The organism is Pseudaestuariivita rosea (assembly GCF_017592335.1).
GTDB lineage: Bacteria > Pseudomonadota > Alphaproteobacteria > Rhodobacterales > Rhodobacteraceae > Parasulfitobacter > Parasulfitobacter rosea.
Genome location: NZ_JACNMP010000004.1, coordinates 138,848 through 156,790, shown reverse-complemented (window position 1 = coordinate 156,790; position 17,943 = coordinate 138,848). Strand labels below are relative to the sequence as shown.

The window sequence follows — 17,943 nt, the reverse complement described above, 5'->3', positions numbered from 1 at the left end:
ACGGGATTTAAGCTATAGAAGATTCGGTGGCCGCTGACAACAGCACCTCTAGATCATGGGGTCAGAAAAATGTCGAACCCCAAGATTTGCGTCAGTCTGCGCGCGGAATCAGAGGCGCGTTGTCGTTTTCTGCGGGCGGCAGAAGATCGTCAGATGGCACCGATGGGACAAGTGGCGCGTCATCGGTCGTGCCTTCGGCCGGGGGTGGGGCCAGGTCAAAGACCGAACTGCCTGACGAATTCTGCGCCGAAATGATCGTCAGCGCCAGCGACGTGGCCATAAAGGCAATGCCCAGCACCCATGTCAGCTTGCTAAGCGCCGTGGCAGCCCCGCGTGCACTGACCAGGCCACCGCCGCCACCGCCGCCGCCCAGACCCAGCCCACCGCTTTCGGACCGTTGCAGAAGAACGACCGCAATCAGCGCAAGCGCAAGGATCAGAAGGACGATAAGAAGGACGTTTTGCATCGGTTTGCCTGTTCATTCGGGTTAGGGGGCTGTTTAGGCCCCTTGGCGGCCGGTCGCAAGCACTGAAATGCGCCAATTTAAGTGTTTCACCCACCGTCATGGCCCTATATACCGGCGCGGGTTCAGATTCTGGGAAAGGTCAGTCATGGCAAATGTGGTGGTCGTCGGCGCGCAGTGGGGCGATGAGGGCAAGGGCAAGATCGTCGACTGGCTGAGCGAGCGGGCCGATGTCATCGCGCGATTTCAGGGCGGGCACAACGCGGGCCACACGCTGGTGATCGATGGGCAGGTCTATAAGCTTAGCCTGCTGCCCTCGGGGATTTTGCGGCAGGGCAAGCTAGCGGTGATCGGCAACGGCGTGGTGCTGGACCCCTGGGCGTTGATTGATGAGATCGCCAAGATCGAAAGGCAGGGGGTCAGCGTGGGCACCCATAATCTGATGATCGCCGAAAACACGCCACTGATCCTGCCGGTGCATGGCGAATTGGATCGCGCCCGCGAAAGCCAGAACTCGGTCGCCAAGATCGGTACAACCGGGCGCGGTATCGGTCCGGCCTATGAGGATAAGGTGGGCCGCCGTGTGATCCGCGTGGCCGATCTGGCGGATGAGGCGACGCTGGACACGCGCATCGGGCGGCTGTTGGTTCATCATAATGCGTTGCGCAAGGGACTGGGGCTGCCCGAGGTGGACGGCGCCGCGCTGAAAGCGTCACTGTTGGAAATCGCGCCCAAGATCCTGCCCTATGCCGCACCGGTCTGGAAAGTGCTGAACGAACGCCGCCGCGCCGGGCAACGGATTTTGTTCGAAGGCGCGCAAGGGTCGCTGCTGGACGTCGATTTCGGGACGTACCCTTATGTGACGTCATCGACGACCCTGTCCGGTATGGCCGCGACGGGCACCGGGCTTGGGCCGGGCGCTGTGGATTTCGTTCTGGGTATTGTGAAGGCCTACACCACCCGCGTGGGCGAGGGGCCGTTTCCGTGCGAGTTGTTCGATGACGTGGGCGAACACCTGGCGACCGTGGGTCGCGAAAAGGGCACGGTGACGGGCCGATCGCGCCGCTGCGGCTGGTTCGATGCGGTGCTGGTGCGTCAGACCTGTGTCTTGTCTGGGGTCAATGGAATCGCGCTGACCAAGATGGACGTGCTGGACGGTCTTGAGGAACTGAAGATCTGCGTTGGCTACGATCTGGATGGTGAACGGCTGGATTACCTGCCCACCGCCGCCGATCAACAGGCGCGCGTGACCCCAATCTATGAGGTGATCGAGGGCTGGTCGGAGTCCACCGCAGGCGCGCGCAGCTGGGCCGATCTGCCCGCACAAGCCATCAAATACGTCCGCCGCATCGAAGAGTTGATCCAGTGCCCGGTCGCGCTAGTTTCCACCTCACCTGAACGCGATGATACAATCCTTGTCACGGACCCTTTTGCTGATTGATGCCCCTGTCTTACAAAACACGCAAACGCCTTTCCCTGTTTATTCTGGTCGTGGGCATCCCGGCCTATATCGTGATTTGCGTCAGTATCATCAACTGGCTTTACCCTGATCCGCTGACGCTGCCGCCCTGGTGGGCGCAACTGTTGGTCTATGTCACTTTAGGCGTAGTCTGGGCGTTCCCGCTGAAGTTTATCTTCAAAGGAATCGGGCGCGAAGACCCTGATGCCCCGCCGCAGGATCAGGTCTGAAACGCCCTTTGCCCCGCATCACCTTTTGATGGCAGGGTTTAAGGTTCTGATCTGATAAGAAAGGTGGCGCCACCGTCTTGATAGTTGGTTTGGCCAGAAAGAGGTCGCAACGCCCCCGCTTTCAATTCTCATGCATGATCTTTCAGGCGGCTTGTGGTTTGGGGTTCCAAGCCAAAACACAAGTTCTGGAAAACCATTTCTGTACGATATCGTGGGGGCCGTTCTACGCCTCAAATGCTAACAGCAGCTTATAGTTACGAACGGTGGGATTTGAGTATTTGGGGAACAATAAAGTGCGGGCATATGCTTTATTGTTCCTAAAATACTCCGGGGGTGAGGGCCGAAGGCACGAGGGGGCAGAGCCCCCTATCTTTTCCGTTTTTCGAACCTGGGTAGCATAGCACTGAAATCACGGCCTGTTCCGTCTTCATGCTCAACGAATTGTTCGTACAATTCCGTCGCCCGCTGGCCCATAGGGGTATCGGCGGCGACGGCTTCGGCGGCTTGCTGGCTGAGGCGCAGGTCTTTCAGCATCAGATCAGCGGCAAATCCCGGTTTATAGTCGTTATCCGCAGGGCTTTGCGGGCCGATACCGGGGGCGGGGCAATAGGCGTTCATCGACCATGAATAGCCCGACGACGTGCTGACCACATCGAACATTGCCTGCCGGTCCAGCCCCAGTTTATCGGCCAGGGCGAAGGCCTCGCAGGTCGCGATCATCGTGGCCCCCAGGATCATGTTGTTGCAGATTTTCGCTGCCTGCCCGTTGCCCGAACCACCACAATGAACGGCCTTTTGACCCATGATGTCGAACAGCGGGGCGGCCTTGGCGAAGGCTTCGTCGGACCCACCCACCATAAACGTCAACGTCCCCGCCTGTGCGCCGCCGATGCCGCCGCTGACCGGCGCGTCCAGCGCCATCAGGCCAGCAGCCTGCGCCTGATCCGCCACGGCGCGGGCGCTTTCGACGTCGACGGTTGAGCAATCCAACAGCACGGCACCCGGCTGCATGGCCGGGATCACCTGATCGGCGACCGACCGCAGAATCGCCCCGTTTGGTAGCATCGTGATCACCACGTCGGCACCGCGTGCAGCCTCGGCGGCTGAGGGCGCAGCGCGGATGCCATCGGGGGTGCCCGCGGGGTCGAAGCCTGTCACATCGTGGCCCGCCTTGATCAGGTTTGCCGCCATCGGCCCGCCCATATTGCCCAAGCCGATAAATCCGATTTTCATGACGTGCCTCCCTCAAAGCTCAAACTGTCTTTTCTCAATGGCATCAGCATCTTGCTGACCGCACTGCCTGGAATGTCATCCAGATCATGCCGCCATTTCGGGCTGCGATCCTTATCAATAATCGCCGCGCGGATGCCTTCCAGAAAATCGCCATGTTCCATCGCACGGAAGGTGAAGCGGTATTCCAGTTCCAGCGCGCGTCGGATGTCGGCCGTGCCGCGCAGACGGTGGACCATCTCAACCGCGCAAGCCATGGACAGGGGCGCGTTGCGCGATAGTGCCTTGAGCGCCTGGGCTGTGAACTCAGTCTCTTCCGCACGCAAGGCGCGTAGGATGTCGCCCAGGGTTTCGCCCCCGAAAAAACTGTTGATCTGGTCGAGTTGCGCGGCCAACTGACCCTGCGGCGGTTGCTGCGCGGCACGATCAACGGCAGTCCAATCGCCGGTTTCGACCAAAGCGCCTTTTAATGCAGGCCAATCCGCCTGAGGCACGAAATAATCCGCAAACCCCGCATAAATCGCATCTGCGGGTCCCATGCGCGCGGCCGTCGTGCCCAGATATTCGCCCAACCGTCCGGGGGCCTGCGACAGCAGAAGCGACCCGCCTACATCGGGGATCAGGCCTATGCCGACCTCGGGCATCGCAATCTGGCTGCTCTCGCACACGATCCGGTGCGAGCCATGGCAGCCCACGCCCACGCCGCCGCCCATCGTAAACCCCTGCAGAAAGCTGACGACGGGCTTGGGGAATTCGAACAGCTTGGCGTTCATGCGGTATTCGTCGCGCCAGAAGCGGCGGCCGTAGTCGTAATCGCCCGCGGTCCCGGTCGCGTACATCTCGGCTATGTCACCGCCCGCGCAGAAGGCCTTATCACCCGTCGCATCGATCAACAGCAGCTTGACCTGATCGTCCCCGGCCCAACGGTCCAACGCCTGTTCGATATCTAGGCACATCTGATAGGTCAGCGCATTCAGCGCCTTGGGGCGGTTCAGCGTGATGCGACCCGCGGCGCCCTCTTTGCGGATCAGAATATCGCTCATCGCGCCGCCAGCATCTGACGGGCGACGATCAGGCGCATGATTTCGTTGGTGCCTTCCAGTATCTGATGCACCCGCAGGTCGCGTACGATCTTTTCGACGCCATAATCGGCCAGATAGCCATAGCCGCCGTGCAGTTGCAGGCATTGATCGGCAACCTTTGATCCGGCCTCGGTCACGAATTTCTTGGCCATGGCGCAGAATTGCGTGGCGTCGGGTGTGCCGTGGTCCAGTTTCCACGCGGCTTGACGCAGAAAGGTGCGGGCGGCCTGCAGTTCGATCTCCATGTCGGCCAGACGGAATTGCAGCGCCTGGAACTGGTCGATCGGTTTGCCGAAGGCCTGCCGTTCGCCCATATAGGCCAGTGTCGCGGTCAGGGCGGCCTGCGCGGCCCCAAGCGAACAGGCCGCGATGTTCAACCGCCCGCCGTCCAGGCCCATCATGGCGTAGCGAAATCCGTGACCTTCGTCGCCCAAAAGGTTCTCGGTCGGGACGCTGCAGTCATCAAGCTGGACTTGACGGGTGGGTTGGCTGCGCCAGCCCATCTTATCTTCAAGCCCGCCAAAGCTAAGACCCGGTGTGCCGTCCTCAACAATCAGGGCGCTGATGCCCTTGGGGCCAGCGTCACCGGTGCGGGCCATCACGATATAGGCGTCCGAATATCCCCCGCCCGAGATAAACGCCTTGGTCCCGTTCAGGGTATAGCCTGCGTTGGTGCGGTCCGCGCGGGTTTTCAGGGCGGCGGCGTCGGACCCGGACCCGGGTTCGGTCAGGCAGTAGGAAAAGAAGGTCTGCATCGTCAGCGCATCGGGCAGAAGCCGCGCTTTCAGGTCGTCGCTGCCGAAATTGTCCAGCATCTTGGCGCACATATTGTGGATCGACAGGAACGCCGCGACGGACGGGCAGGCGTGGCTGAGTGCCTCGAACACCAGGGTCGCGTCCAGCCGCGACAGACCCGCCCCGCCGCTGTCTTCGCTGACGTAAAGCCCCCCAAAGCCCAGTTCGGCCAGTTTCGGCCACAGGTCTTTCGGGATCGTGCCCTGTTTTTCCCATTCGGTGGCATGGGGCGCGATGTGGTCGTCGCCGAACGCCTTGGCCATATCGAAAATGGCGGTTTGTTCTTCGGTCATTGCGAAGTCCATGTTGCGTCGCTCCCCTCCCTGAATTGAACGCTTGTTTAGTTATTGCGATCCGAAGGGGTATTGCAAGTTATTTAGAGTTTGAGGGCAGCGCCCGGCCCGAGGGTGGGCAATCTGAGGCTAAGTCTATTCCCTGCCCCAACCATCCGCCTGCATTTCGCGCAGACGGCTGGCAGTGCGTTCGAATTCGAAACTGCCTTCGCCCTCAAGATACAGCAATTCGGGCACCGCCTCGGCTGACGCAATCAGCTTCACACGCGCCTCATAAAGCGCGTCGATCAGTGTGACAAAGCGCTTGGCCTCATTAAAATTGAACCGCCCCAGGCAGGGTATGTTTTCCAGGATCAGCACCCGCGCATTGCGCGCCAGTTCCAGATAATCGGCGGCGCCCAGGGGTTGGCCGCACAGATCATAAAACGACGCCCGCGCGACCCCGTTGTGAAAGGCGGGGATATGCACCTTGCGCCCCTTGACCGTCAGGTCCAGCGATCCCGTGGCACCACCGGTCAGATCCTGCCAGACCGCCTCGATCTGCGCGCGCGCGGTGGCATCAACGGGGGTGAAATAGACGGGCGAGCCCGCCAGTCGGTCCTGCCGGTAATCTGTGGGCGAGGTCAGTTCCCAGATCACAAGCCGGTCTTTCAGCATGTCGATAAAGGGCAGGAAAAGCTGGCGGTTCAGGCCGTCTTTGTACAGATCATCGGGCACACGGTTCGATGTCGTGACGATCACGACGCCTGCTTCAAACAGCTTTTCAAACAGCCGCCCGACGATCATCGCGTCGGTGATATCGGTGATCTGCATTTCGTCAAAGGCCAGGCAGCGGACCTGAGACATCACATCCTGCGCCACCGGCAGGATCGCATCATCGACACCGGTCTGACGGGCCTTGTGCATCGCTTCGTGGATTTCCTGCATGAATTCGTGAAAATGCACGCGGCGGCAGGGCACGGTGACGTTGGCCGCGAACAGATCCATCAGCATCGACTTGCCACGCCCCACGCCGCCCCACAGGTAAAGCCCCTTAGGCGGTTCGGGTGCCTTGCGAAACAGGCCTTTTTTCACAGGCTCGGCCAGGGCGGTGCGGATGCGGTCCAACTCTGGCAGCACGGCTTCCTGCGCGGGGTCGGCAGTCAGATCACCGGCGGCGACCTTGTTGCGGTATATTTCCATCAGTTCCATCGTCATCCGCCTTAAAGCATTGTTGTTAAAGGCTGCAACACAGGAATGAAGGCGCAGAGGGCAGCGACCGGCCGAGGTGGACGTGAAGCGCCCGCCGTCGTGCTGTAAGCACGCCTTTGGCGTGACGGGGCGGTCGGGCGCTGCCCGGTGGTGCCCACCGGGCGGATTGGTTGGGCAGAGCGTTCCAAATACAGACACAGCGTAGGGTTTTCTGCACGTGCGAAAGGTTCTGCTTGAACAATCCGGTCAAAATATGCCAGCTCTGCGCAAGATTGTTGCGGAAAGGCCAGAATCATGACAGCGCGCCCCTATCGTTCGGTTCTTTACATCCCAGCCTCGAAAGAGCGGGCGTTGGAAAAGGCCAAGACGCTGCCCGTCGATGCGATCATCTTTGATCTGGAAGACGCGGTGGCGGTGGATGAAAAGGAAAATGCGCGGGCGCTGCTGACCGATACTCTGAAAACCACCGACTATGGCCCGCGCGCCCGGATTGCCCGGATCAATGGGCTGGATACGGAATGGGGGCAGGCGGATGCCGCCGCCGTGGGCGATGCCGATGCGGTGCTATTGCCCAAGGTGAACAGTGCCGCGGACGTGCAGGCGCTGGCCGATCTGCTGCCCGCGGGCAAGCCCATATGGGCGATGATGGAAACGCCCCTGGGCGTGCTGAACGCCGCCGAGATTGCCGCACATCCTCAGCTGCAGGGCTTCGTTCTGGGCACCAATGATCTGGCCAAGGACCTGAACACGCGCTTTCGGCCGGATCGCGAACCTTTGCTGACCTCACTTCAACTGTGCCTGCTAGCCGCGCGGGCCTATGGGGTTGTGGCGATTGACGGGGTTTACAACGCCTTCAAGGATGCCGATGGTCTGCGGGCGGAATGTGATCAGGGGCGAGACATGGGATTTGACGGCAAAACGCTGATCCACCCGGCGCAGGTGGATATTGCGAATGCGGCCTTTGCGCCGACCGCAGCTGAAATTGACCTGGCCGAACGGCAAATCGCGGCCTTTGAAGAAGCCGAGGCCGCCGGGCAAGGCGTCGCGGTGGTCGATGGCAAGATCGTCGAAAACCTGCATATCGTGACGGCGCGGGCCACGCTGGCCAAGGCCGAAGCGATTGCAGCTTTAGAGGCCGACTGATGCCCTGGGTTTTGCTGATCGGCGGCATTACGATCTGGTGGGGTGTCCATCTGTTCAAACGCTGGATGCCCGAGACGCGGGCGAAACTGGGCGATCCGGGCAAGGGGCTGGTGGCAGTCGGCGTACTGATCAGCCTGGCGCTGATTATCATCGGATATAGCCGCGTCGAGTTCATTCCGCTGTGGTATCCGCCGGAATTCCTGACGCATGTGAACAACCTGCTGATGGTCATTGCGTTCTACATCTATGGCGCGGGGGCGGCCAAGGGGGCCAAGGTCTGGTTGGGCACGAAAATCCGGCACCCTCAGCTGACCGCGGTCAAGGTCTGGGCGCTGGCGCATTTGCTGGTCAATGGCGACCTGGCGTCGGTCATTTTGTTCGGCGCGATGCTGGCCTGGGCCGTCGTGTCGGTCATCGTGATCAACCGGGCCGAAGGTGCGTGGGACCGCCCGCCGCAAGCGCCCGTGAAGAAAGAAATCATCCATGTGACGATCAGCGTCGTGCTGTTCATCATCGTGGCGCTGATCCACAACTGGCTGGGCGTATATCCGTTTGGGGGATAGCATGAAACTTTACCGTTTTCTGACCGAGGATGACACCTCGGCCTTTTGTCACAAGGTCACCGATGCGCTGAACAAGGGCTGGGTGTTGCACGGCGATCCGACCTATGCCTTTGATCAGGCCAACGGCGTGATGCGCTGCGGTCAGGCCGTCGTGAAAGAGGTCGAGGGCACCTATACCCCGGACATAAAGCTGGGGCAGCAGTGATGGGCAAAACCAACGCCGGTCGTTTCTTCGAGGATTATGCCGTTGGCGATGTGATCGATCACGCGGTGCCACGGACGGTTTCGGGCGGGGAACGCGCGCTGTATCATGCGCTTTATCCTGCGCGGCATGCGATTTATTCGTCGGACGAATTCGCGCGGGGCTGTGGATTGGCGGCGTCGCCTATCGATGATCTGGCGGCGTTTCATGTGGTCTTTGGCAAGACGGTGCCTGATATCTCGCTGAATGCCGTGGCCAATCTGGGCTATGCCGAGGGGCGGTTTTTGCAGCCCGTTTACCCCGGTGACACCCTGCGGTCGGTGTCCGAGGTGATCGGGGTCAAGCAGAATTCAAACGGTAAAACCGGCGTGGTCTGGGTGCGCACCAAGGGGCTGAACCAGCGTGATCAGATTGTGCTGGAGTACGTGCGCTGGGTCATGGTGCGCAAAAACGATCTTGATGCGCCTGCACCGGAAACCGTGGTGCCGGATCTGGCCGACGTCGTGGCGCCCGGTCAGCTGGCCATTCCCGAAGGCCTGGATTTTTCGGATTATGATTTCACATTGGCCGGCGAGCCGCATTGCTGGCGCGATTATGAGATCGGCGAAAAGATCGACCATGTGGACGGCGTGACGATCGAAGAGGCCGAACATATGATGGCCACCCGCCTGTGGCAGAACACCGCGAAGGTGCATTTCGATGCGACCTTCCGGCCAGACGGACAGCGGCTGATCTATGGCGGGCATGTCATTTCGATGGCGCGGGCGCTGTCGTTCAACGGCCTGGCGAATGCGCAGATGATCATCGGGCTGAACGCGGGCGCGCACGCGAACCCCTGTTTCAGTGGCGATACCATATGCGCCTGGTCCGAGGTGCTGGACAAGGCCGAAACCAGCGCCCCCGGCATCGCCGCCCTGCGCCTGCGCCTGGTCGCCACCAAAGGCGCCCCGTTTGAGCTGCGGGGGGATGACGGCAAGTACCTGCCCGATGTTCTGCTGGATCTGGACTACTGGGCACTGATGCCGATTTAGCTTTGATTTGAATGGCCCTGCGCAGTCCCGGACCTGATCCGGGACCTCATTGATCAATAATGGCCGATGATTTCTTGAGCACTCTAAAGTAGTCAGCTGAGGGCGGCGACCGGCCCGAGGGTGGGTGCAAAGCGCCCGCCGTCGGGCTGGAAGCACGCCTTTGGCGTGACGGGGCGGGTCGGGCGCTGCCCGGTGGTGCCCACCGGGCGGGGGGTTATCCAAGATCAGGCAGGTTTAGGAAACCACTTTTGATGCTCTTATGTTATCAAAATACCTCTTCATCCGCGGGGGCCAGCGGGTCGGGGCCATAGCGGTTGGGGCCGGGTGTGCCGGGCAGGCAGTAGAAGACCAGCAGCACGATGCCACCGAACGGGATCAGGGCGATGAAATACCACCAGCCGGATTTATTCTGATCATGCAAGCGGCGGATTGATACGCAGATCTGTGCAAGTGCCATCCAACCAAGCAGCATATACAGGACCGACAGCAGGATAAAACCGAATATACCGCCAATTGCCGCCCCAACGGCCGCCGCGTCCGACCCTGAAGCCGCAGCTACAGCCATAGGTCCGCCGATCAAGACAACAAGCAAAAGCGTGCCGCCTATTGCAACAATGATGAACCACAGAAAAAACCACCAGAATTCGGATCGCGACGCGCGGCCTTCGAAGGGTTTAACCATATTGTGCTTGAATGCTTCCATAAATCCCATGGATCAAATCTCCTTTGACTATGACAAAACAGGCGGGAAAGCCCGAACTGGTGGCTTTGCTAAATTCTTTCCCGACGTCAGTCCAGCGTTTTGGTCTGCAATTCACTGCCTTGTAGCATTTTGACCTCACGCTGTGGGAAGGGGATGGAAATTTCGTTTTCCTGAAACGCGTCCCACAGCGCCAGATAGACCTGACCGCGCACGTTGGTCAGACCGCCGGTAGGGTCCGATATCCAGAACCGCAGGATATAGTCGACCGAACTGTCGCCAAAGCCCACGATATGACACACGGGCTTGCGTGGGTGGCTGAGCACGCGGTCAACGCTAAGGGCTGCGTCAATCGCGATCTGGCGGACTTTGTGGGGGTCATCGGCGTAGGCGGTGCCGAAATAGATATCCAGCCGCACGAATTCGTTGGAATGTGACCAGTTCACGACCTGGCCGGTGATCAGGTCTTCGTTCGGGATCAGGTATTCGCGCCCGTCCCGCGTGACGACCGACACATAGCGCGCGCCCAGTGAATTGATCCAGCCGAACGTATCGCCCAGGCTGATGACATCGCCGGGCTTGATCGATTTATCCAGCAGGATGATGATGCCCGACACCAGGTTCGACACGACCTTTTGCAGACCAAAACCCAGGCCCACGCCGATGGCACCTGACAACACCGCAAGGCCCGTCAGATCGACCCCGATCGATCGCAGCCCGATGACAAAAGCCGCACCATACAGCAGGACCTGAATGAATTTGACCGTCAGCACCTGCATCGAGGGCGAGATGTTTTCGTTCTTGCGGATCCGGTCAGCCGTTGTGCGCGATATGAACCGCGCACCAATGAAAAACAGCCCCAGAACGATGATGGCCTGAATGACCAGCCACATCGAAATGCGCATTTCGCCAAAGGTCAGCGCCAGACTGTCCAGCAGTTCCTGCGTCTGGTCGGTCAGGTTCAGAATGCTGAGCGTCACCCAGATCCAGGCGCCATAGCGCACGACCTGCCGCAAAAAGACATTACTGATCAATCGCGTCGCAAAGGCAACGACCAACCATGCGGTTGCCAGGTTGGCGAAGATGGCGATCAGAAAGGATCGGCTGGGCCAGGTGACTTCACGCATCACACCAACGACAATCCAGATCAGGATCACCAGGAAAATCGCGCGCAGGCGTTTGTGGATGACGACCAGAACGCGCAGACGCCATTTGGGCCAGCCTTCGCGGGTGCGCATCCAATCGTGCAGGCGCGGCCCGACGAACATGTTCAGCACATAGGCCACCGCAACGGTGCCCAATATGATCAGAAGCTGATATGCCCCCCAGGGCCGCAACATAAATGACAGCAGGCTTTCGATATTCGTAAGCAGGCTTTGACCGATCTCAAGCATATCGGCCTGTTGCGGCTGCAGCTCTTCTCCGTCCAGGAAATCCATATGCTCGGGCGCCCCTTTTTTCCATTATACTGCACTGACTTGGCGTTTGAGACAAGTTGCGCCCTTGCGAGGCGGGGCAGGCCGCTGTATCTGACGCCCTATGAGACGAATTTTTGATATGGATGATCGCGCACGCCTGCCTTGGCGGTTCTTTGGTGCGGCGCGAAGGGCGCTGGCGCGACTACGGATGCAGGCCGCCTGAAGCCCATCCACTGTCCGTTCATTTCAAGGGAGAGGACCCATGTCCCCCAAAACACTCTATGATAAAATCTGGGATGCCCACGTCGCGCATGAAGCCGAGGATGGCACCTGTCTGCTATATATCGACCGCCATCTGGTGCATGAGGTCACAAGCCCGCAAGCCTTTGAGGGGCTGCGCATGGCGGGCCGCAAGGTGCATGCGCCGGATAAAACGATCGCTGTGCCCGATCACAACGTGCCCACCACGCTGGACCGCGCGAATGGGATCGAGAACGAGGAAAGCCGCATTCAGGTCGAGGCGCTGGATAAGAACGCCAAGGACTTTGGCATTCATTATTATCCGGTGAACGACGTCCGTCAGGGGATCGTGCATATTGTGGGCCCAGAACAGGGATGGACACTGCCCGGCATGACCGTAGTCTGCGGCGATAGTCACACCGCGACGCATGGGGCGTTCGGGGCGCTGGCCCATGGGATCGGCACGTCTGAGGTCGAACATGTGCTGGCCACGCAGACGCTGATCCAGAAGAAGTCCAAGAACATGAAGGTCGAGATCACCGGCAAACTGCGCCCCGGTGTGACGGCCAAGGATATCACGCTTTCGGTGATTGGTGAAACCGGCACCGCGGGCGGTACAGGTTATGTCATTGAATATTGTGGTGAGGCGATCCGCGATCTGAGCATGGAAGGCCGCATGACCGTCTGCAACATGGCGATTGAAGGTGGCGCGCGCGCCGGGCTGATTGCCCCGGATGAAAAGACCTTTGACTATGTTCAGGGTCGTCCGCATGCGCCGAAGGGTGCCCAGTGGGAGGCTGCGCTGGCCTGGTGGAAGACGCTTTATTCCGATGACGATGCGCAGTGGGACAAGGTCGTGACGATCCGCGGCGAAGACATTGCGCCGGTTGTCACATGGGGCACCAGCCCCGAAGACGTGCTGCCGATCACCGCGGCGGTCCCTGCGGCCAGCGATTTTGAGGGCGGCAAGGTTGGGGCGGCGGAACGGTCGCTGGAATATATGGGGCTGACGCCCGGTACCCCGCTGAGCGAGATCGAGATCGACACGGTCTTTATCGGATCCTGCACCAATGGCCGGATCGAGGATTTGCGCGCTGCGGCCGAAATCCTGCGCGGCAAGAAGATCAAGGAAGGTCTGCGCGCGATGGTCGTGCCGGGATCAGGTTTGGTGCGGGCGCAGGCCGAGGAAGAGGGGCTGGCCGATGTCTTTAAGGAGGCCGGGTTTGAGTGGCGCCTGGCGGGCTGTTCGATGTGTCTGGCCATGAACCCAGATCAGCTGTCACCCGGTGAGCGCTGCGCGGCGACGTCAAACCGGAATTTCGAGGGCCGCCAGGGCCGTGGCGGGCGCACGCATCTGATGTCACCGGCGATGGCGGCGGCGGCGGCGGTGACGGGCCGGTTGACCGATGTTCGGGATCTGATGTGATTTTACTGTTAAGCGGAGGCGCGCTGACGCGCGCCACGTTTTTTGTTTTGCGCCGCGTTTCACGCGTCGCGGTGCCTTCGGCGAGAGTATTTTTGCCAAGAAGAAGGGGCTTTTGTGCGGATTTATAAGATATTCAGGTCCTCGGAATGGGACGGGTTTCAGGCCGCCGGTGAGACCGTGGGTGCGCCGGTGGATTTGGCGGATGGGTTTATTCATTTTTCGACCGCTGAACAGGTGCGAGAGACAGCGGCCAAGCATTTTGCGGGTGTGGGTGGGCTTTGGCTGGTGGCGTTTGATGCGGATACCATGGGGGATGCGATGAAGTGGGAACCGTCGCGCGGCGGCGCGCTGTTCCCGCATCTTTATCGCGTTTTGCGGATGGATGAGGTGCTTTGGGCGAAGCCACTGCCCCTGGACGGTGACGTGCATCAGTTTCCGGACGATCTGGCATGAGCCTGCTGGAAAAGGCGGGGCTGGGCCTGTTACGCCAGATGGACCCCGAGCGTGCGCATGGGCTGTCTATCCGGGCGCTGAACATGGGGCTGGCGCCGACGCCGGGGGTTGTGACCTCGGACCGGTTGCGGACCACCGTTGCCGGGTTGCAGCTGCCCAATTCGGTTGGGTTGGCGGCGGGGTTTGATAAGAATGCTGAGGCTTTGGGGCCTTTGTCGCGCGCAGGCTTTGGCTTTATCGAGGTGGGTGCCGTCACGCCGCGCCCGCAGCCCGGCAACCCTAAGCCGCGGTTGTTTCGCCTGACAGAAGATTATGCGGCCATCAATCGGTTTGGGTTCAACAACGATGGGATGCACGTGGTGGCCGAACGGCTGGCGCAGCGGCCCAAGGATGCCGTGATCGGGCTGAACCTGGGGGCCAACAAGGACAGCGACAATCGCGCGGCGGATTTTGCGACGGTTCTGGCGCATTGCGGGCCGCACGTGGATTTTGCGACGGTCAATGTCAGCAGTCCGAACACCGAAAAACTGCGCGATCTGCAGGGGAGCGAGGCGCTGGGTGCGTTGTTGGCAGGCGTGCTGGACGCGCGCGCGGGGCTGGCGCGGCAGATCCCGATTTTCCTGAAAATCGCCCCCGATCTTAACCCCGCAGAGATCAGCGAGATTGCCGAGGTCGCCGGGACATCCGGCATCGATGGCATCATTGCGACCAACACGACGCTTGGCCGTGATGGCATCGGCGGCCAGCCGCTTGACAGTCCGCATCGTGATCAGGCGGGCGGTCTGTCGGGGGCGCCCTTGTTTGGGCGGTCGACCGAGGTTCTGGCCCAACTTGCCGGGCAAACCGATCTGCCATTGATCGGCGTGGGCGGCATTTTCACGGCCGAAGATGCCTATGATAAGATCAAGGCGGGGGCCAGCGCCGTGCAGTTTTACACCGCGATGGTCTATCAGGGCCTGTCGATGGCCGCCCGTCTGCCCACTGAACTGGATCAGCTTCTGGCGCGCGATGGCTATGCGACGGTGGCCGATGCAGTGGGTGCCGAACGCCACAGGTGGGCGTGATCCGACACAAGGCCACTGTTCAAACCGGCATCGATCCGCTACCCCTGTGCCCCTAGGGTACGTTTGAAGATGTTGAGATGAAAGCATTTCTGGCGCTTGTGACAGGTGAGGCAATTTTGCTGTTTGCCCGCTTTATGACAGCGGTCCGCGGGATATGGGAGGGGATCGAGCCCGTTCCCCGTCAGCGCGTTTACTTTGCAAACCACACCAGCAACGGCGATTTTGTCCTAATCTGGACGGTGCTGCCCAGCTATCTGCGCCGTAAAACCCGGCCCGTGGCCGCCGCCGATTACTGGCTGTCGTCGAAGCTGAAGACATTTATCGGGCGTGAGGTTTTTAACGCAGTGCTGATCGACCGCCGCCCCGACGAACGCGACCATGACCCGATGGAACGGATTATCGAAGCCGTGGACGAAGGATCGTCGCTGATCATTTTCCCCGAAGGCAAACGGAACAACACCGATGAATTTCTGCTGCCCTTCAAGGCGGGGGTTTATAATCTGGCGCAGGCGCGGCCGGATGTTGATCTGATCCCGGTCTGGATCGAAAACCTGAACAGCGTCATGCCCAAGGGTGAGGTCGTGCCGATCCCGTTGATCTGTACTGTCACCTTTGGCGCGCCCATTCATGTGCAGGAAGATGAGGATAAGGATGCCTTTCTGACCCGCGCCCGCAGCGCGTTGATCGATCTGTCGGAAACCGTGAAGGGGGCGCAGTGATGGGACTTCACGCGGAATTCGTGACATTGCTGGCGGGTATTCTGACCGTGCTGATCGTGGCCTCGGGCGTTGGGTATGTGTTGCGCCAGCGGATCGCGCCCGACGGGTCGAATGCGATGATCGAAAACCTGAACGCGCGCATCATCGCGTGGTGGGGCATGGTTATTCTGATGTCATTGGCGTTCTTGTTTGGGCGTGGCGGCGTGATCTTGTTGTTTGCCTTCTGCTCCTTCGCCGCCTTGCGGGAATTTCTGACGCTGACGACCAAATCGCGTGCGGATCACTGGGCGCTGGTGGGGGCGTTTTTTGTGGTCTTGCCGATTCAGTATATTCTGATTTGGATCGACTGGTATGGGCTTTATTCGGTGTTTATCCCAGTCTATGCCTTTTTGCTGATGCCGATTGTCGCCGCAATGCGCGGTGATACGCAGGATTTCCTGGTGCGTACGGCTGAAACGCAATACGGGCTGATGATCGCGGTTTTTTGCGTGTCGCATGTCCCGGCGCTGCTTTACCTGCAAATTCCGGGGTTTGAGGGCAAAAACGTCTTGTTGATCGCGTTTCTGGTGGTGGTCGTACAATCCAGCGACGTCCTGCAATATGTCTGGGGCAAGCTGTTGGGCAAACATCCCGTCGCGCCGAAACTGTCGCCGTCCAAAACATGGGAAGGTCTGATTGGCGGTGTTCTCAGCGCCACGCTGATCGGCGCCGGTCTGTGGTGGATGACACCCTTTACCATGTTTGAGGCCGCCGTTCTGTCGCTGATCATCACAACGCTTGGCTTTTTCGGCGGGCTGGTGATGTCGGCCATCAAGCGCGATCGGGGGGTCAAGGACTGGGGACATCTGATCGCAGGCCACGGCGGGTTTATCGACCGGCTGGATTCAGTGGTCTTTTCGGCCCCGATCTTTTTCCATCTGGTGCGGTTCTGGTGGTCGGTGACGTGACTGATCCGCCCGCAAAAGGGCGCAGTCTGATCCATATGGGCGCAGGCTTTGCGCTGATGGGAAGCTGGGCCGTTTTTGCCAATCGATATCACCCGATGCCCAACCCGATTATCGCGGGACTTGTGCAGGGAACGCTTAGTGCAACCATCACCCTGGTCATGAAAATCGCACTTGAGGCAATGGTGCAACGGTTTTCCGGGCGTTTCGGCTTATTCCTGCCGCCTTTGGTGGCTGCGCTGATTTCCGCCAGCGTTCTTTCTGTCGTACACATGATAGTACGAACGCCCGAGGTTTTGGCAACCATTGCCGTGCCGGTGACTGTGGCCACGACCTATGCCAGCGTTTACACGTATGCCTTATGGGCGAGAGGGAGGTCCTGAAGTATGAGTGAAGACGTATCGCGTCGCCCAATTGCCAGCCGTCAATCGGCCTGGGCCAAGAAGCTGGCGGTCAAACTGGCCGATGCCCAAATCTCACCCAATCAGATTTCACAGGCCAGTATCGCGTTCGCGGCACTCGCGGGTGTCGCCTTTGCCTTATCCGGGCTGGCATCGGGGTTTGGGTTGCGGGCGTTTCTGCTGATCTTGGCAATGCTGTGTTGTGGGCTGCGGTTGATCTGTAATCTGCTGGATGGGATGGTCGCCGACGAAAGCGGGCAGCCCGAACCCGATGGTGCCCTGTGGAATGAGGTGCCCGATCGCGTGTCGGATACGCTGATTCTGGTGGGTGCCGGTCTGGGCGCCGGGGTGCCTGTCTTGGGATGGGCGGCTGCGGTCTTTGCAGTGATGACAGCCTATGTGCGCGAATTCGGGCGGGCCGAGGGCTTTGCCCAGGATTTCAGCGGCCCCTTCGCCAAACCGCACCGCATGATCGCCTTATGCGTCGGCGCGCTGGTCGCCATTTTCTGGAGCAACACAGCGCTTTTGATCGCCCTTTTGATCGTGGCCCTTGGCACGTTGGGCACAGCCGGATGGCGGGCCTATAAGATCATGACGCAGATGCAGCAAAAACGCCCATCCCGCGTTGTGAAGCCGCGTAAGGTTGTGGACGAGGCCACCGGTGAGGAAACGGAAGAATTGACCGAAGACGAAGAAGACGAGGCGCTGATGCGTCGTCTGAAGAAGATGTCGAAGGCGTAAGGTCTAATCGGGCTTATCGAGGATCGTTCGCAAAGCAGTATTGATCCGGATACATGGTTTGGAAAACAGACCGGAATCAAGGCGAAGCCGCCGGTCTGATCGCCGCCCCTCGGTCCGGCGATCCGACCGGTTTCAGATCATGGTGCATGGCATTA

General features: G+C 60.0%; 20 protein-coding genes. 13 read left to right on the top strand and 7 right to left on the bottom strand.

The window, feature by feature from the left end:
• Positions 1-91: 91 nt before the first annotated feature.
• Entirely contained in the window at positions 92-466 is a 375-nt protein-coding gene (gene secG, locus H7848_RS04930; protein WP_208348563.1) for a preprotein translocase subunit SecG, read from the bottom strand.
• A 145-nt stretch (positions 467-611) separates the two neighbouring features.
• On the opposite strand from secG, the gene H7848_RS04925 reads away from it, so the two are divergent.
• Complete coding sequence (locus tag H7848_RS04925; RefSeq protein ID WP_208348561.1) at positions 612-1,904, top strand: adenylosuccinate synthase; 1,293 nt, start codon at positions 612-614, stop codon at positions 1,902-1,904.
• Positions 1,904-2,152, top strand: a complete 249-nt coding sequence (locus tag H7848_RS04920) for a DUF2842 domain-containing protein (RefSeq protein WP_208348559.1) — start codon at positions 1,904-1,906, stop codon at positions 2,150-2,152. The genes H7848_RS04925 and H7848_RS04920 overlap by 1 nt, the downstream gene beginning before the upstream one ends.
• A gap of 366 nt (positions 2,153-2,518) precedes the next feature.
• On the opposite strand, the gene mmsB is transcribed toward H7848_RS04920, so the two are convergent.
• The 4 genes from mmsB to zapE form a co-directional block, all read right to left on the bottom strand.
• On the bottom strand, positions 2,519-3,385 hold the full coding sequence (gene mmsB / locus H7848_RS04915; RefSeq protein ID WP_208348558.1) for a 3-hydroxyisobutyrate dehydrogenase: 867 nt from the start codon (positions 3,383-3,385) through the stop codon (positions 2,519-2,521).
• The gene (locus H7848_RS04910; protein ID WP_208348557.1) at positions 3,382-4,425 is read right to left on the bottom strand and encodes an enoyl-CoA hydratase/isomerase family protein; all 1,044 of its coding nucleotides are present in this window, start codon (positions 4,423-4,425) and stop codon (positions 3,382-3,384) included. Before H7848_RS04910 ends, mmsB begins: the two co-directional genes overlap by 4 nt.
• A complete protein-coding gene (locus H7848_RS04905) occupies positions 4,422-5,564 on the bottom strand; it encodes an acyl-CoA dehydrogenase family protein (protein WP_208348548.1) in 1,143 nt (380 codons plus the stop codon). Before H7848_RS04905 ends, H7848_RS04910 begins: the two co-directional genes overlap by 4 nt.
• 123 nt (positions 5,565-5,687) lie before the next feature.
• Complete coding sequence (gene zapE / locus H7848_RS04900) at positions 5,688-6,743, bottom strand: cell division protein ZapE (protein WP_419555493.1); 1,056 nt, start codon at positions 6,741-6,743, stop codon at positions 5,688-5,690.
• Positions 6,744-7,037: 294 nt separating this feature from the next.
• Between zapE and H7848_RS04895 the strand changes: the two genes are divergently transcribed.
• From H7848_RS04895 to H7848_RS04880, 4 genes are read left to right on the top strand one after another with little or no spacing between them, the layout of a single operon-like run.
• Positions 7,038-7,886, top strand: coding sequence for an HpcH/HpaI aldolase/citrate lyase family protein (locus H7848_RS04895; RefSeq protein ID WP_208348545.1), 849 nt, complete (start codon positions 7,038-7,040; stop codon positions 7,884-7,886).
• Complete coding sequence (locus H7848_RS04890) at positions 7,886-8,449, top strand: NnrU family protein (RefSeq protein WP_208348542.1); 564 nt, start codon at positions 7,886-7,888, stop codon at positions 8,447-8,449. The genes H7848_RS04895 and H7848_RS04890 overlap by 1 nt, the downstream gene beginning before the upstream one ends.
• A gap of 1 nt (position 8,450) precedes the next feature.
• Positions 8,451-8,654 (top strand): DUF1737 domain-containing protein, encoded by a 204-nt coding sequence (locus tag H7848_RS04885; RefSeq protein ID WP_208348541.1) that lies wholly within the window; start codon positions 8,451-8,453, stop codon positions 8,652-8,654.
• Positions 8,654-9,682 carry a MaoC family dehydratase gene (locus tag H7848_RS04880; protein ID WP_208348540.1) on the top strand — a complete coding sequence of 343 codons (1,029 nt, stop codon included), beginning with the start codon at positions 8,654-8,656 and terminating at the stop codon, positions 9,680-9,682. Before H7848_RS04885 ends, H7848_RS04880 begins: the two co-directional genes overlap by 1 nt.
• 265 nt (positions 9,683-9,947) lie before the next feature.
• On the opposite strand, the gene H7848_RS04875 is transcribed toward H7848_RS04880, so the two are convergent.
• Together H7848_RS04875 and H7848_RS04870 are read right to left on the bottom strand one after the other, a co-directional pair.
• Positions 9,948-10,394, bottom strand: coding sequence for a DUF805 domain-containing protein (locus H7848_RS04875; RefSeq protein WP_208348539.1), 447 nt, complete (start codon positions 10,392-10,394; stop codon positions 9,948-9,950).
• 77 nt (positions 10,395-10,471) lie between these two features.
• Positions 10,472-11,821, bottom strand: a complete 1,350-nt coding sequence (locus H7848_RS04870) for a mechanosensitive ion channel family protein (RefSeq protein ID WP_208348538.1) — start codon at positions 11,819-11,821, stop codon at positions 10,472-10,474.
• A gap of 241 nt (positions 11,822-12,062) precedes the next feature.
• Between H7848_RS04870 and leuC the strand changes: the two genes are divergently transcribed.
• The 7 genes from leuC to H7848_RS04835 all read left to right on the top strand — a co-directional run bounded on the left by leuC (position 12,063) and on the right by H7848_RS04835 (position 17,788).
• Positions 12,063-13,466 carry a 3-isopropylmalate dehydratase large subunit gene (leuC, locus tag H7848_RS04865; protein WP_208348537.1) on the top strand — a complete coding sequence of 468 codons (1,404 nt, stop codon included), beginning with the start codon at positions 12,063-12,065 and terminating at the stop codon, positions 13,464-13,466.
• A gap of 114 nt (positions 13,467-13,580) precedes the next feature.
• Positions 13,581-13,919, top strand: a complete 339-nt coding sequence (locus H7848_RS04860) for a DUF952 domain-containing protein (RefSeq protein WP_208348536.1) — start codon at positions 13,581-13,583, stop codon at positions 13,917-13,919.
• Entirely contained in the window at positions 13,916-14,983 is a 1,068-nt protein-coding gene (locus H7848_RS04855) for a quinone-dependent dihydroorotate dehydrogenase (protein WP_208348535.1), read from the top strand. The genes H7848_RS04860 and H7848_RS04855 overlap by 4 nt, the downstream gene beginning before the upstream one ends.
• A gap of 77 nt (positions 14,984-15,060) precedes the next feature.
• Positions 15,061-15,702, top strand: coding sequence for a lysophospholipid acyltransferase family protein (locus H7848_RS04850; RefSeq protein WP_208348533.1), 642 nt, complete (start codon positions 15,061-15,063; stop codon positions 15,700-15,702).
• Positions 15,702-16,649: a phosphatidate cytidylyltransferase gene (locus H7848_RS04845; RefSeq protein ID WP_208348530.1), complete on the top strand. Its 948-nt coding sequence runs from the start codon at positions 15,702-15,704 to the stop codon at positions 16,647-16,649. The genes H7848_RS04850 and H7848_RS04845 overlap by 1 nt, the downstream gene beginning before the upstream one ends.
• Positions 16,646-17,029 carry a hypothetical protein gene (locus tag H7848_RS04840; RefSeq protein WP_208348527.1) on the top strand — a complete coding sequence of 128 codons (384 nt, stop codon included), beginning with the start codon at positions 16,646-16,648 and terminating at the stop codon, positions 17,027-17,029. Before H7848_RS04845 ends, H7848_RS04840 begins: the two co-directional genes overlap by 4 nt.
• 3 nt (positions 17,030-17,032) lie before the next feature.
• A complete protein-coding gene (locus tag H7848_RS04835) occupies positions 17,033-17,788 on the top strand; it encodes a CDP-alcohol phosphatidyltransferase family protein (RefSeq protein ID WP_208348524.1) in 756 nt (251 codons plus the stop codon).
• Positions 17,789-17,943 lie beyond the last annotated feature (155 nt).

Coding starts and splice junctions, on each gene's coding strand:
- H7848_RS04905 (WP_208348548.1), bottom strand. CDS start 5,564: ATGGACTTCGCAATGACCGAAGAACAAACCGCCATTTTCGATATGGCC.
- H7848_RS04925 (WP_208348561.1), top strand. CDS start 612: ATGGCAAATGTGGTGGTCGTCGGCGCGCAGTGGGGCGATGAGGGCAAG.
- secG (WP_208348563.1), bottom strand. CDS start 466: ATGCAAAACGTCCTTCTTATCGTCCTTCTGATCCTTGCGCTTGCGCTG.
- H7848_RS04870 (WP_208348538.1), bottom strand. CDS start 11,821: ATGGATTTCCTGGACGGAGAAGAGCTGCAGCCGCAACAGGCCGATATG.
- H7848_RS04895 (WP_208348545.1), top strand. CDS start 7,038: ATGACAGCGCGCCCCTATCGTTCGGTTCTTTACATCCCAGCCTCGAAA.
- H7848_RS04875 (WP_208348539.1), bottom strand. CDS start 10,394: ATGGGATTTATGGAAGCATTCAAGCACAATATGGTTAAACCCTTCGAA.
- zapE (WP_419555493.1), bottom strand. CDS start 6,743: ATGGAACTGATGGAAATATACCGCAACAAGGTCGCCGCCGGTGATCTG.
- H7848_RS04890 (WP_208348542.1), top strand. CDS start 7,886: ATGCCCTGGGTTTTGCTGATCGGCGGCATTACGATCTGGTGGGGTGTC.
- leuC (WP_208348537.1), top strand. CDS start 12,063: ATGTCCCCCAAAACACTCTATGATAAAATCTGGGATGCCCACGTCGCG.
- H7848_RS04920 (WP_208348559.1), top strand. CDS start 1,904: ATGCCCCTGTCTTACAAAACACGCAAACGCCTTTCCCTGTTTATTCTG.
- H7848_RS04885 (WP_208348541.1), top strand. CDS start 8,451: ATGAAACTTTACCGTTTTCTGACCGAGGATGACACCTCGGCCTTTTGT.
- H7848_RS04835 (WP_208348524.1), top strand. CDS start 17,033: ATGAGTGAAGACGTATCGCGTCGCCCAATTGCCAGCCGTCAATCGGCC.
- H7848_RS04845 (WP_208348530.1), top strand. CDS start 15,702: ATGGGACTTCACGCGGAATTCGTGACATTGCTGGCGGGTATTCTGACC.
- H7848_RS04910 (WP_208348557.1), bottom strand. CDS start 4,425: ATGAGCGATATTCTGATCCGCAAAGAGGGCGCCGCGGGTCGCATCACG.
- H7848_RS04855 (WP_208348535.1), top strand. CDS start 13,916: ATGAGCCTGCTGGAAAAGGCGGGGCTGGGCCTGTTACGCCAGATGGAC.
- mmsB (WP_208348558.1), bottom strand. CDS start 3,385: ATGAAAATCGGATTTATCGGCTTGGGCAATATGGGCGGGCCGATGGCG.
- H7848_RS04850 (WP_208348533.1), top strand. CDS start 15,061: ATGAAAGCATTTCTGGCGCTTGTGACAGGTGAGGCAATTTTGCTGTTT.
- H7848_RS04880 (WP_208348540.1), top strand. CDS start 8,654: ATGGGCAAAACCAACGCCGGTCGTTTCTTCGAGGATTATGCCGTTGGC.